This is a genomic window from Halosimplex rarum (genome assembly GCF_047715405.1).
GTDB lineage: Archaea > Halobacteriota > Halobacteria > Halobacteriales > Haloarculaceae > Halosimplex > Halosimplex rarum.
On sequence record NZ_CP180412.1, the window covers coordinates 2288010 to 2300742 of the forward strand.

Annotated in this window: 12 protein-coding genes; 8 read left to right on the top strand and 4 right to left on the bottom strand. The window is 67.9% G+C overall.

What is annotated here, in order from left to right:
- Positions 1-56: 56 nt before the first annotated feature.
- Positions 57-677, top strand: a complete 621-nt coding sequence (gene rdfA, locus ACMGFH_RS10970) for a rod-determining factor RdfA (RefSeq protein WP_415383182.1) — start codon at positions 57-59, stop codon at positions 675-677.
- Positions 678-827: 150 nt separating this feature from the next.
- Complete coding sequence (locus ACMGFH_RS10975) at positions 828-2771, top strand: archaea-specific SMC-related protein (RefSeq protein ID WP_415383183.1); 1944 nt, start codon at positions 828-830, stop codon at positions 2769-2771.
- 620 nt (positions 2772-3391) lie between these two features.
- Here the strand turns inward: ACMGFH_RS10975 and ACMGFH_RS10980 are convergent.
- Together ACMGFH_RS10980 and ACMGFH_RS10985 are read right to left on the bottom strand one after the other, a co-directional pair.
- A complete protein-coding gene (locus ACMGFH_RS10980; protein WP_415383185.1) occupies positions 3392-5035 on the bottom strand; it encodes an aryl-sulfate sulfotransferase in 1644 nt (547 codons plus the stop codon).
- Positions 5036-5239: 204 nt separating this feature from the next.
- A complete protein-coding gene (locus ACMGFH_RS10985) occupies positions 5240-5983 on the bottom strand; it encodes a ribonuclease H-like domain-containing protein (RefSeq protein ID WP_415378460.1) in 744 nt (247 codons plus the stop codon).
- Positions 5984-6164: 181 nt separating this feature from the next.
- Here ACMGFH_RS10985 and ACMGFH_RS10990 point away from each other — a divergent pair, with 181 nt between their 5' ends.
- From ACMGFH_RS10990 to ACMGFH_RS11000, 3 genes are all read left to right on the top strand, one after another.
- The gene (locus ACMGFH_RS10990) at positions 6165-7049 is read left to right on the top strand and encodes a hypothetical protein (protein ID WP_415378462.1); all 885 of its coding nucleotides are present in this window, start codon (positions 6165-6167) and stop codon (positions 7047-7049) included.
- Positions 7046-7999 carry a hypothetical protein gene (locus tag ACMGFH_RS10995; RefSeq protein ID WP_415378463.1) on the top strand — a complete coding sequence of 318 codons (954 nt, stop codon included), beginning with the start codon at positions 7046-7048 and terminating at the stop codon, positions 7997-7999. Before ACMGFH_RS10990 ends, ACMGFH_RS10995 begins: the two co-directional genes overlap by 4 nt.
- Before the next feature lie 152 nt (positions 8000-8151).
- Positions 8152-9240, top strand: a complete 1089-nt coding sequence (locus ACMGFH_RS11000; protein WP_415378464.1) for a type II glyceraldehyde-3-phosphate dehydrogenase — start codon at positions 8152-8154, stop codon at positions 9238-9240.
- Positions 9241-9256: 16 nt separating this feature from the next.
- Here ACMGFH_RS11000 and ACMGFH_RS11005 read toward each other — a convergent pair whose 3' ends face one another.
- Positions 9257-9763 (bottom strand): metallophosphoesterase, encoded by a 507-nt coding sequence (locus ACMGFH_RS11005; RefSeq protein WP_415378466.1) that lies wholly within the window; start codon positions 9761-9763, stop codon positions 9257-9259.
- Positions 9764-9865: 102 nt separating this feature from the next.
- On the opposite strand from ACMGFH_RS11005, the gene ACMGFH_RS11010 reads away from it, so the two are divergent.
- Positions 9866-10702, top strand: coding sequence for an NAD-dependent epimerase/dehydratase family protein (locus tag ACMGFH_RS11010; RefSeq protein WP_415378467.1), 837 nt, complete (start codon positions 9866-9868; stop codon positions 10700-10702).
- Between the two features lie 126 nt (positions 10703-10828).
- A complete protein-coding gene (locus ACMGFH_RS11015) occupies positions 10829-10978 on the top strand; it encodes a hypothetical protein (protein WP_415378469.1) in 150 nt (49 codons plus the stop codon).
- 44 nt (positions 10979-11022) lie between these two features.
- On the opposite strand, the gene ACMGFH_RS11020 is transcribed toward ACMGFH_RS11015, so the two are convergent.
- Complete coding sequence (locus ACMGFH_RS11020; protein WP_415378471.1) at positions 11023-12237, bottom strand: phosphoglycerate kinase; 1215 nt, start codon at positions 12235-12237, stop codon at positions 11023-11025.
- 185 nt (positions 12238-12422) lie between these two features.
- Between ACMGFH_RS11020 and ACMGFH_RS11025 the strand changes: the two genes are divergently transcribed.
- The gene (locus ACMGFH_RS11025; RefSeq protein WP_415378472.1) at positions 12423-12722 is read left to right on the top strand and encodes a hypothetical protein; all 300 of its coding nucleotides are present in this window, start codon (positions 12423-12425) and stop codon (positions 12720-12722) included.
- The last annotated feature ends 11 nt before the right edge of the window (positions 12723-12733 follow it).

Consider the following 12733-nt stretch of genomic DNA (forward strand, 5'->3'; position numbering starts at 1 on the left):
AATTCGGGTTGGACGAACGGAAGACCTATCAGCCAGTCCGTGGTAGCCACCCGTACATGACGAACCGACAGGACGAGCGCCCGGACAACAAGGTAGAACGGGTCGTACGGAAGTACGACCTGGGTGACCTGGGTCGGGAACTGGAGCGCCGGTGGACGGGGGAGGGGCGGGAGCGCCAGAGCCTCCGCGACCTCGCGCACTACTTCAACCGGCGCGTGCTCGAGAGCGCGATGGACGAAGCCGGCGTCGTGACCCTCCAGGGCGAACTGGAGAACATCTACGAACTGCTCACCGAGGACGACGTGACCGAGGGCGCACGCACGCAGGCGCGCAACCGCCTCGAACGCGAGGGCATCGACGTCGACGAACTCAGCGGCGACTTCGTGAGCCACTACGCGATCCACACGTACCTGCGGGAGTACCGCGACGCGGAGTACGAGTCCGGCGACGACGAGAACCAGCGCGAGAAGTCCGTCGAGACGATACAGCGGCTCACCAGCCGATTGAGCGCCGTCACCCGGCGCAACGTCGAGAACCTCCGGTCGACGGACCGCCTCGACATCGGCCCGGTCGACGTCATCGCCGACGTCCAGGTGGTTTGCCAGGAGTGCGGCCGACAGGAAGACCCGATCGATCTCATCGAGCGCGGCGGCTGCCGCTGCCACGTCGACGACTGATTCATTACACTCGTATGTGTGTAATCGACGTCGCCGATCAAGAGCGAACGGCCACGGACGGGAGCGAACACCGCCAGCGAACGCGAAAATTACCACCCGAGAGACACTCATTGCAGTACATTTATAGACTGGTAAACGCACTCGGTACGTATGGGAGCGACTGATAGCATGGCGAAGTCTGTAGACGTCTCCGTGGAGAATGTGGGGGGGATCGACAGCACGTCGGTCTCGTTCACGTCCGGCGTGACGATCCTGACGGGACGCAACGCGACCAACCGAACCTCGCTGCTCCAGGCCATCATGGCCGGCCTGGGAAGCGACGACGTCTCGCTCAAGGGCGACGCCGACGAGGGGCACGTGGAGATGACCGTCGGCGACGAGACGTACACGCGGACGCTCGAACGAAAGAACGGGACGGTCGTCACCAGTGGCGACCCGTACCTCGAGGACTCGGAGATCGCGGATCTGTTCGTCTTCCTGCTCGAATCGAACGAGGCGCGCCGCGCCGTCGAACTGAGCGAGAACCTGCGCGACCTCATCATGCGGCCGGTGGACACGGCCGCCATCGAGGAAGAGATCGACGAGCTCCAGGCCGAGCGCGACGAGATCGAACAGCGCCTGGACGACCTCCAGTCGCTACGGCACACCCTGCCGGATCTCGAGGAGCGTCGCACCGAGCTCGAAGCCGAGATCGAGCGAAAGCGCGAGGAACTGGCCGAGAAGAAAGAGCAGATCGAAGAGGCGGACCAGGACGTCGGAACGACCCGCGACCAGAAGGCCGAACTCGAAGACGCGCTGGAGGCGTTCCGCGACGCCCGTTCGGATCTTGAAGACGTGCGCTACAACGTCGAGAGCGAGCGCGAGAGCATTGGCGCGCTCGAGTCGGAGATCGAGACCGTCGAGACCGAACTCACGGACCTGCCCCAGGAGGTCTCCGGCGACGTCACCGAGGTCGAAGACCACATCGAGCGTCTGCGCGAACAGCGCCAGGCGCTGGACTCGACCGTCAACGAGCTCCAGAAGGTGATCCAGTTCAACGAGGAGATGCTCGAGGGGACGAGTTCGGACGTCGTCGCGGCCCTGCGCGGCGGTGCCGACGCCGACCAGGTGACCGACCGACTCGTCGACGACCAGGTCGTCTGCTGGACCTGCGGCAGCGAGGTCGACCAGGCCGACGTCGAGTCCACGCTGGACCGTATCCGCGACCTCCGCCAGGAGAAGCTCTCCGAGCGCCAGGACCTCCAGTCCGAGATAGACGACCTGAAGACCGAGAAGGCGACCTACCAGGAACAGAAGCGCCAGCGCTCGCAGCTCGAAGACCGACTCCAGCGCGCCGAGTCCGAACTCGAACAGCGCCGGGAGCGCGTCTCGGACCTCGAAGACGAGCGCGACCGCCTCGAGGGGCGCATCGACGAACTCGAGACCGAGGTCGAACAGCTCCAGGACGAGACCCAGAGCGACCTGCTGGACCTGCACCGCGAGGCGAACGAACTCGAGTTCGAGATCAGCCGCCGCCAGGACGACCTCGAGGACGTCTCCGAGGAGATCGAACACATCGAATCCGAACTCGACCGCCGCGACGATCTCAAGGAAGAGCGCGAGGCGCTCCAGGACGAGATCGAGGACCTGCGGACGCGCATCGACCGGATCGAGGTCGAGGCCGTCGAGCAGTTCAACGAGCACATGGAGTCGGTCCTCGAGATGCTCGGGTACGAGAACCTCGAACGCATCTGGATCGAGCGCAAGCAACAGCGCGTCAAGGAAGGTCGTCGCCGCGTCGAGAAGTCCGTCTTCGACCTGCACGTCGTCCGTAGCACCGACGACGGGACGACCTACGAGGACTCGATCGACCACCTCTCCGAGTCCGAACGCGAGGTCACCGGCCTCATCTTCGCGCTCGCGGGCTATCTCACCCACGACGTCTACGAGACCTGTCCGTTCCTCCTGCTGGACTCCATCGAGGCGATCGACTCCGACCGCATCGCCCGTCTCGTCGACTACGTCTCGGAGTACGCCGAGTACGTCGTCGTCGCCCTGCTCGAAGAGGACGCCCAGGCGCTCGACGACTCCTACCAGCGCGTCACGGAAGTCTAGCGCGCCCCACCGCGGGGTTCTCCGCCGCCGTTTCGCTTTCGTCTTTCCTCGCCTCGATCTGGCCTTCCGTTCGTCGAATCGATCGCACTCCCTCCCGATCCCGAATATCGACTCGAACTCCCCTGAATGCGACGAACGCGCCGTTCTACCCACGAATCTAGATGTTTACTCGAACCGTAGTGAATGTTTAGTGGGTAATAGCTCGGTCGTGGCATAAGCGTATTGGTAGTTCTCCTCGGGGCCGTCGGCGCGGTGTGACAGGGCGCCGCGTGCGTCAGCAACACGTCATCTCGATGGGTCGTACCGGATCAGATAGGATTGCCGCGAAGCGGACTTTGGCGACTCAGCGGGTCTCGTCCCCTCCACGGCCGCGTGCGAAACGGTCGCCACGGCCGGCAACGACCGCTTCGAACGGACGTTCCGATAGGCGGGACGCACATTCGATTCGTTCACGGATTCGCTTGGAGTGGGATACCCATCAATAATATACGTATATATGTTATCTGAAACGACCGAGTGGGTGGAGATCGGGCGTCTCAGGCGCTCTCACTGCTGAAGTCGGCAGGGGAAGAGAGGGGGAGACGTCGCCAGGTGCGCGGTGGACGGAACGCTGCGGGTCGTCAGCGCAGTCGCACCGAGCGGAGGGCCGCGCGGGCGCGATCGAGCGGGGCGTACCGGGACCAGTACAGTTCCGACCCGGCCCAGCCGAGCGCGGTGAGGAGGGCGACGGCGCCGAACGCGAGGTCGGTGAACCTGACCCAGGACGGCGCGGCGTAGAGGAGGCCGTTGACGGCGATGCTCGGCGTCAGTTCCTTGAGCGTGACCCAGGCCGTCTCGACGACCGTCCGGTCCGGGTGGGTGATCCGGCCCGCGGGGGGAACGGCGCCGGAGTCGCCGTCGTCGCTGGCGGGTTGGACGATCGGGACGCCGACCCCGGAGCGCGAGCCCGAGCCGGCTTCGGTCGTGCCACGGGCGTTGCGGATAGAACGCATACTGTCGCCGCCCGAACTCTCGTCACCGGTCCCCAGGCGCTCCACGTCGTAGGGCATACCGACCGTGAGCGACCAGTTCACGCTCCCGTCCGGGGTGACCTCGGCGATGCGGTCGCCGTGCGTGTCGACGACCAGCGTGTTCCCGCTCGGTAGGCGGTCGGCGTCGCGGGGCCACTGGAGCCGGCTGTCGCGCCAACCCCACGAGCGGACCCACTCGCCGTCCTCGGCGGTCGTCACGTTGCCCGTCTCCGGGTCGACCCGCTGGTACTCCAGCACGCGGCTGTTCTCAGAGTCGGCGACGGTGATCGCGGGGCCGCCGTGCTCCGGCGGGATGTAGTCAGGATTGTGCTGCTCGTAGAGGACCGAGTAGTCGTCCTCGGCGCCGAGCGTCCAGTTCGCGTCGACGCCCTCGCCCGGCTCGACGAAGACGACGCGGTCCATGTTCCGGACGCTGACCATGAACCGCCCGTCCGGCGTGACCTCCACGTCGTTGATGTGCGTCCAGTCGCCCTCCGCGCCGCCGACGTCGGGGTCGAAGTGGGCCGACGCGTTCCACTCCCAGACGGTCTCGTCGGTCGTCGTGTTCACGACGCGGACGCTGTCGCGCAGGATGTCCGCGACGGCGACGTGCGTGTCGTTGATCCGGTCGACGTCGTGCCAGCGGGCCGAGTAGATGCGCGGCGTCACCTCGCCGTACACCTCCCGTTCCTCGCCCGTCGTCAGGTTCACTCGCTTGAACACGTTGTACGTGCAGCGCTCGGTCGAGACGTTCGCGCAGGCCGCGCCGTCGAGGTGCTTCGACGCGAGGAACTCGACCGTGTAGTCGGCCCCCTCGACGGGGTCCACGTCGAAGTACACGCGGTAGGTGTCGTCGTAGTACGCCACGTCGCCGTCCCGGTCGAACGCGACCAGCTCCGCCCGCTCGTCGGAGGCGTAGAACCCCTGCGTCCCGACGACGGTCAGGTTCTCCGGGTCGTGTTCGGCGGGGTCGACGAGCGTGCGACCGTCCGCGCCGCTCGCCGCGCCGCCGGACCACTGGTCGACTGCGCCGGTCGTCAGCGACCCGTTCGCGCCCGGATCCCGGTAGTCGGGCGGCCGCGTCTCGGGGGCAGCGACGCCGGTTTCGCCGGGGTTCCCCGCGTCGTCGAGCGAGCCGTGTGCCCGCGCGACGTTCGTCTCCGCCGTCGCGTAGCTGCTCGCCACCGCTCCCGCCGCGAGGACCAACACGACGGCGAAGAGCGCGCGAGCGTGACGTTTGGAGGGGCCGTTCATACCCAGACACTGGGTGAGCGTTCGTTAAGTTTCTTTAGATCCGCCGACAGGCGGCGCTCGACGCCGAGGATTCGCGAGGAGACGGCGTGACTGGGGACGGCCGGCGGCGGGCCGTCCCGGCCAACAGACGGGCCGCCGGACGGCGCGAGTCGGGAGAACGGAGCGCAAGCGAGCGAGCAGTCGATCGCCGAGCGGCGGGCGGGGCTACTCCGGGGAGACGAACACGTCGCTGTCGAGGAGGTCGGTGACGTGGTCGGCGAGGAGTCGGAGGTTCTCGGTGTCGTCGCGGTTGTAGGAGACGAGCGTCTCCAGCGCCTGCTCGTCGCCCCGCTCGTACTCCCGCCAGAGCCGCACGGCGTCCTCGCCGGAGAGGTCGGGTCGGTCGCGCTCGATGCCCGTCTCCGTCTCGATGGCTTTCAGCCCGCCCGTGAGACCCAGCCGCCGGCAGGGGTACATCAGGTCGACGTGCGGCACGTCGACGTCCACGTCGAAGGCCTCCTCGAGGAAGGGCACGTCGAAGCGCTTGCCGTTGAACGTCACGAGCAGGTTCGCGTCGTCGAGGCGGCGCTGGAGGCGCTGGGCGGTCAGGTCTCGGCCGGCGACGAACACCTCCGTGTCGCCGGGGGAGTGGACGCCGACGACGGTCACGTCGTGACGCCGCTGGTCCAGCCCCGTCGTCTCGATGTCCAGGAAACACGTCTCCTCGCGGAAGTTCTCGTAGCAGCGCCAGTGGCTGCCCGAAGGGAACCGCTCGCGGAAGAAGCGGGCGTCGCCGTCGTCCAGGCGCTCGCTCGCCTCCGCGATGAACGACTCGATGTTCTCGGCCTGTCTGGCGCCGACGGCCGACGGATCGAACGACTCCCACCGGGTGACCCCGGACTCCCAGAGGGAGCGCTCGGTCCGCTCGCCCACGCCCGTGACCGGTATGAAACTGTTCTCGATGCGCACACTCCTCCGGTTCGCCCGACCGCTCTTGGCTGTTTCGCTCACGGCCCGCCGATCGCTCGCGATTCGCCGGCTCGCGGAGGGGCGACCGAACCAGCGTCCCTCGGACAGGCGGGGAATCGGTGCGGACGCCTGCATCGCGGCCGCCACGCCGCTTATGTCCGTCTCGCCCCTACAGCAAACAATGATCCGGCGGGTCGCCGTCGTCGCGGCGCTCGCGGTCGTCTTAGCCGGCTGTAGCGCGTTCGCGCCGACAGACGGCGCCACGACACCGCGGGAGACGGTCACGCCGCTTCCGGTGCCGACCGACACGCCCGCGTCCGGCGACGCGTTCGCTCCGCCGCCGGGGGTCGCCGCCAACGGGTCGGTCTCGCCGTCGGCGCTCGGCGCCGCTCACCGCCGCGCGCTCGACGGCCGCTCGTTCACCTGGTCGGTCGACCACGAACGGCGCGACCTCGAGACCGGCGTGACCGTCGACGCCGTTTCGAAGCACCTGCGCGTCGGGAGCGACGGCTCGTACCTGTTCCGGACGGTGCGGTCGCCCGACCGGCATCAGTCGCTCTACGCGGGCGATTCGGGCGCCTACTCTCGGACGGTCCTCGGCAACACCTCGACGGTCCGCCGCCTCGCGAACGCCGTCGACTACCGCAACTACCTGACGACGTCGCGGTCACTTCAGGTGCACCTGCTGACGGAGGGAGCGAACGTCGCCCGGGTCGAAGAGGGCGGCCAGACGTTCTACCGCCTCCACGTCACCTCCCCACCGCCGCGAGTCCGCGACGGTCACCCCAAGCAGACCGTCCGCAACTACAGCGCGACCGCGTACGTGACCCCCGCGGGGCTCGTCGCGTCGCTCGTCGTCCGCTACGACTACGAACTCCGGGCGGACCACGTCGCGGTGTCGCTGCGCGCCGACTACGGACGCGTCGGCGAAACGACCGTCACTCGACCCGAGTGGGCGACCGGAACCGAACGTGACCGCGCCGCGACCGCGACCGAGCGCCCGACGAGTAACGCCACCGGGACCGCCCCGCCGCAGACCGACGCGACGCCGTCGGAGGACCGATGATTCGGCGACCGAACTGGATTCTCGTCGCGGTCGGAGCCCTAGTCGTCCTCGCCGGCTGTAGCGCTCTCGGACCGTCGACCGACGCGCCGGCCACGGAGACGATCACCCCTGTGCCCGTCCCGTCGGCCGTGGACTCCGAAGCGGCGACGCCGGCGGAAACGCCGACAGCCCGCGCGGGACTGGACGCGTTCCCGGGCGTCTCGGCCAGGAGGGGTATCGACGTGGAGCGAGTCCTGTCGGCGCACGTCGTCTATCTCTCGACCCGGTCGTATACGGTCGAGTGGGCCCGCTGGACGGCCGGGGGAACCGAGTCCGTCGCGGATCGCTTCCGGCGACGCGTCGAAGTCGCGGACGACGAGACCTACCTCCGCCGAGACCGGGGCGTGGGCGCCAGGAACGTCGCGTCGACGTACGTCGGTCCGGAAGGAGCCTATCGCCGGGTACTCGACGAGAACACCGCCGTCGTCACGCCGGTGACCGTCCGGGACACCGACCCCGCTCGCGAGCGCTTCGCGCACCTCGTCGCGTTCGAGGTGAGCTCGTTCCTCCGGAGCGGGTACGACGACCTCGACGTCGTCGAGCGGGACGGTCGCCGCTACGCGCGGGTGTTCACCACGCGACCGCCGCCGCAACTCGTACAGATATACGATGCGTACGCGCTGCGCAACTTCAGCGCCACGCTGTGGATCGCTCCCGAGGGGTACGTTCAGGCCGTCCACTACGAGTTCGACCTCGTGGGGGCGGAGCGCAGTTTCGGCGTCGAGTGGCGCTACGCCTACACCGATATCGGCGAGACGACCGTCGACCGACCGCCGTGGGTACCGACCGACGGGGCGACCGGGACCCCTGCAAACGTGTCGACGTCCGGCGCGCCGCCGACGGACGCGCCGACGCCCGATCCCTCCCGCGTTCCTCCCTCGACCGTCACGAACGTGACAGACGCCGCGTGACCCTCATTTGACCGATCGCGCTATGGCTGTGGTATCCCCTATCAAACCGCACGTTAGGCGCTCACGTGCCGGAACTTCTTTTTCGGTTCCGAGTTAATTTCTCTTAAAATATCGTGAAAAGAACTATGCCGGTGCCCGCCGAACGGATGGATATGATCCACGTCGGCGTCAACGGATACGGGACAATCGGGAAGCGCGTCGCGGACGCGGTGCGCGCCCAGCCGGACATGTCGGTCGCGGGCGTCGCCAAGACCAGTCCGAACTTCGAGGCGAAGGTCGCGCTCGAACGCGGCTACCCCCTCTACGCTGTCGACGAGGACCGGACCGACGCGTTCGCCGAAGCGGGCTTCGACGTCGCCGGCACCGTCGACGAGCTCGTCGCCGAGAGCGACGTCGTGGTCGACGCGACCCCCGCCGGAATCGGCGCCGAGAACGCCGACCTGTACCGCGAGCACGACACCCCGGCGCTCTTCCAGGGCGGCGAGGACGCCGACGTCGCCGAGGTGAGCTTCAACGCCCGCGCCAACTACGAGGCCGCACGCGGCGCGGACTACGTCCGCGTCGTCTCCTGTAACACGACGGGGCTCTCCCGGCTTCTGGCTCCGATCATCGAGGAGTACGGCGTCGAGAAGGCCCGAATCACGCTCGTCCGCCGCGGCGGCGACCCCTCGCAGACGGGGCGCGGCCCGATCAACGACACGCTGCCGGACCCGGTCGAGATCCCCTCCCACCACGGTCCCGACCTGAACACCGTCTTCCCCGAGATCAGCGTCGACACGATGGGCATGAAGGTGCCCGCGACGCTGATGCACACCCACGCGGTCAACGTGACCCTGGAGTCGGAGACGGACGCCGAGTCCGTCCGCGACCTGCTCGACGCCGAGTCCAGGCTGTTTGTCATGCCACCGGAGCTCGACATCGACGGTGCGGGCAAGCTCAAGGAGTTCGCACAGGACGCCGGCCGCCCGCGCGGCGACTGCTGGGAGAACTGCATCTGGGGCGACTCCGTCACCGTCGACGGCCGCGACATGTACTGCTTCCAGGCGATCCACCAGGAGGCCGACGTGGTGCCCGAGAACGTCGACGCCATCCGCGCCGTCCTCGACACCGCCGACCGCGAGGACAGCATGGCGCTGACCGAGGACGCCCTCGGCCTCGACGGTCAGATCGGACAGTCGATGCGCGATCCGGTCGCCCAGCCGCCGACGCTGGCAGACGGCGGCCGCGACGCCGACGACTAGCGACGGTCCGCCGTTTCTACGCCGATCCCGCGGACAGCTCGAATCGCTCTATCTCGCCGGTTTCCGTGTCGAGGACGACCGCGTAGTGCGGGCCGGGCGTCCCTTCGAACGGGATGCCGCCGGGGTTGATCCGGACGGTTCCGTCGCGGTCCTCGTGACCGAACTCGTGTGTGTGGCCGTGGAGGACGTAGTCGTAGCGGCCGCACTCCACGAGCGCGTCGACCACCGGCGCGCCAGTGCCGTGGTAGACCGCGATCTCGCTCCCGTCGAGCGTCAGTTCGCCCACCTCGTCGAGGTAGGTGCCGAACTCCGCGACCGTCGAGCGAAGTGCCCACTCGCCGTCGTTGTTGCCGCGGACGGCGTAGAAGTCGAAGGCGTCCGAGTCGAACGGCGTCGCCGAGAACGGGGCGACGATATCCCCGCAGTGGACGACGGCGTCGACGCCCTCGCGTTCGAAGACCGAGACGGCTTCCTCGACCGCGTCGAGGTTGTCGTGCGTGTCGGAGACGATGCCGAGTTCCATGGGCGAGTAGTCGGCCGGTCGCCCAATCAAGGCTTCCCCTCGGGAACCGGCGCGGACCGCTCCATTGCGCGGATTGAAGGCGAGCCCAGCCGAACGAGCGGTATGGACGTACTCATCACGGGCGGCGCGGGCAAGATCGGCACGGCGATCACCGACCACCTCGGGGACGGCGACCACTCGTTCACCAGCCTCGACGTCGAGGAACACCCGGATCCCGACGTCGAATCGGTCGTCGCCGACGCGACCGACCGTGACGTCGTCCGCGAACACGTCGCCGACGCGGACGCGGTCGTCCACCTCGCGCGCGTTCACATGGAGGTCGGCGGCACCAGCGACCAGACCGTCGTCTGGAGCGAGGAGCACCTGGAGAACCTGCGGCTCCACGCGTCGGTGTACAACGCCGCCCTGGAGACGGGGCTGGACACGTTCGTCTACGCCTCCTCGAACCACGCCGTCGGGATGTACGAGAAGACGAACATGCCGGACATCTACTACGGGTCGAACGTCGAAGTCGATCACACCGTCCAGCCCCGGCCGGACTCGATGTACGGCGTCGAGAAGGTCTACGGCGAGGGTCTGGGTCGGCTGGCCGCCGAGTCCTCGGACATGTCGGTGTACGCCCTCCGGATCTGCGCGGTCCGCGACCCGGAGTACGACCACCCCTTCGGCGACGCCGAGCGCGGCGTCGACAGCGGTCGCTTCGAGCGCGGCTCGGACGCCTACGACGAGCAGGTCGCCCGCATGCGCTGCATGTGGCAGTCCCGCCGTGACATCGCTCAGATGGTCGAACGCTGTCTCGACGAAGACACCGTCTCCTTCGACGTCTTCTACGGCGTCAGCGACAACGCGAACCGCTGGTTCGACATCGACCACGCCCGCGACGTGCTCGGCTACGAGCCCGAAGACTCCGCCGAAGAGTGGGACGAGCCGCCGAACTGACCGCCGAGAATCGAGCGCCCGTCCTCTCCGCTGGCTGCTCAGCACCGAGAGATTAACTCGCCGCCGAGTTATTTTATTTCACCGATCGTAGAAAGAAATTTAGTCGCAGCCGCCAAACGAGTGGGTATGGGAGACACCGGCGACGATTGGACGCGGCGGCACGCACGGCTCGGCGCGAGCGAGGACAGCGAGGAGAGTAATCGAAGCGAGAGCGTCGTCAGCGCCGAGCCGCCGGCGGACGACTGGGACGTCCGCCACGCCTGGTGTCGGCGGTAGCGGCCGAGAGACGGATAGAATCGATACCGAGTGCCGTTCTGTGGTCAGTTCCCGTCCTGCAGCACCTCGACGCCGACGAGCCGTTCCCCCGTGAGCGCGCGGATGTAGGCGCCGCCGGCGATGGAGACGTGGTCGAAGTCGTCCTCGCTCAGTCCGTACATCTCGATGGCGCGGGAGGTGTCGCCGCCGCCCACGACGGAGAAGCAGTCGGTCTCGGCGATGGCTTCGAGGACGCCGACGGTGCCGTCGGCGAAGCGCTCGTCCTCGAACAGGCCCAGCGCGCCCTTGACGAAGACGGCCTCGGAGTTCTCGACGAACGCGGCGTACTCCGAGACGGTGTTCGACCCGACGTCGAGGAACGCCCGGTCTTTCTCCTCGATGTCCCCCACTTCGATCTCGTCGCGTTCGCCGTCCTCGTCCTCGAACGCGAGGTCGAGCGCCAGGTGGATCTGGGTCTGGTACTCGTCGAGGAGGTGCTCGATCGTCTCCCTGTTTTCCTCCCACTGCTCGTCGAAGAGGTCCATCCCTTCGAGGTCGCGGCCGACGGGGACGTCCGCGGCCCGCAGGAAGAGTTCGCCCGCGATCCCGCCCAGCAGGAAGTCGTCGACCCGGTCGCCCAGCGCGGTCATCACGTCGATCACGTCGGTGGCCTTCGTCCCGCCGACGACCATCGTGACGTTGCCGTCGAACTCCCGCTCGGCGATGGCGGTGTTGGCCTCGTACTCGGTCTCCATGACCCGACCGGCGTAGGCCGGGAGCGCGAACGGGAAGCCCACGAGCGAGGCGTGTGAGCGGTGCGCCGCCGAGTAGGCGTCGTTGACGTAGGCGTCGAACTCCGGCGCCAGCGCGCGGACGAACTCCGTCTCCGCTTTGACCGTCGGTTCCTCCTCGGGGAGTTCCTCGTCGCACATCCGGGTGTTCTCCAGCAGCAGGATCTCACCGCCGTCGAGGTCGTTGATCGCCGAGATGGCGCGGTCACCGAACGTGTCGGGGACGAACTGGACCGGGTGGCCGACGTGGTCGGCGAGGATGTCGGCGTGCTGTTCGAGCGAGACGAAGGTGTCCCGACCGGGCCGGCCCTGGTGAGCCATGAGCACGACCGCGAAGTCCCGGTCGGCGAGTTCGCGGACCGTCTCGGCGTGGCGGTCGAAGCGGCGGTTGTCCTGGACCTCGCCGTCCTCGACCGGCGAGTTGAGGTCGAGGCGGACGAGGACGCGCTGGCCGTCGTCGAGGTCGTCGAGCGTCTTGAACGCGGGCATGGTTGGTGTTCGAAGCGTCTCCCGGCGACGAGAAAAAACCGCGTGGTCCGACCGAGTTCTAGTCGCAGGCGCGGCCTGGCGAGGTACGCCGGCACGGCCGGAGTCGTCTCTGCGGATGGATCACAGCCCTCCGAAATACTTGTGCCTCCGCGGACACGTCTTCCGGGCAGAAGCGGGGATCACCGATGTCCGATGAACTCGCCACGATCCTGAACGACCTGCACGAGTTGGGTTACGAGATGGTCGACCGTGTCGAGGGCTTCGAGAGCGAAGCGAGCGGTCGAGTGCCCCTATCCGAGGAACATCGCCGCGAGCGCGCGACCGGCTGGCGCCGGTATCTCCCCCGGATCCACTGCGACGCGGGCGACCCGGACCTCGTGCCCGACGACCTGCGGGCAGCGGTCGAGGCCCGCGGGTGGACCGTGCAGGCGATGGGGCGGAGCGACGACACGGTGACCGTGGTCGTCTCGGAGAACGGCGTCTAAACCGGGTGAAG

Coding starts and splice junctions, on each gene's coding strand:
- rdfA (WP_415383182.1), top strand. CDS start 57: ATGACGAACCGACAGGACGAGCGCCCGGACAACAAGGTAGAACGGGTC.
- ACMGFH_RS10975 (WP_415383183.1), top strand. CDS start 828: ATGGGAGCGACTGATAGCATGGCGAAGTCTGTAGACGTCTCCGTGGAG.
- ACMGFH_RS10980 (WP_415383185.1), bottom strand. CDS start 5,035: ATGAACGGCCCCTCCAAACGTCACGCTCGCGCGCTCTTCGCCGTCGTG.
- ACMGFH_RS10990 (WP_415378462.1), top strand. CDS start 6,165: ATGATCCGGCGGGTCGCCGTCGTCGCGGCGCTCGCGGTCGTCTTAGCC.
- ACMGFH_RS10995 (WP_415378463.1), top strand. CDS start 7,046: ATGATTCGGCGACCGAACTGGATTCTCGTCGCGGTCGGAGCCCTAGTC.
- ACMGFH_RS11000 (WP_415378464.1), top strand. CDS start 8,152: ATGATCCACGTCGGCGTCAACGGATACGGGACAATCGGGAAGCGCGTC.
- ACMGFH_RS11005 (WP_415378466.1), bottom strand. CDS start 9,763: ATGGAACTCGGCATCGTCTCCGACACGCACGACAACCTCGACGCGGTC.
- ACMGFH_RS11010 (WP_415378467.1), top strand. CDS start 9,866: ATGGACGTACTCATCACGGGCGGCGCGGGCAAGATCGGCACGGCGATC.
- ACMGFH_RS11015 (WP_415378469.1), top strand. CDS start 10,829: ATGGGAGACACCGGCGACGATTGGACGCGGCGGCACGCACGGCTCGGC.
- ACMGFH_RS11020 (WP_415378471.1), bottom strand. CDS start 12,237: ATGCCCGCGTTCAAGACGCTCGACGACCTCGACGACGGCCAGCGCGTC.
- ACMGFH_RS11025 (WP_415378472.1), top strand. CDS start 12,423: ATGTCCGATGAACTCGCCACGATCCTGAACGACCTGCACGAGTTGGGT.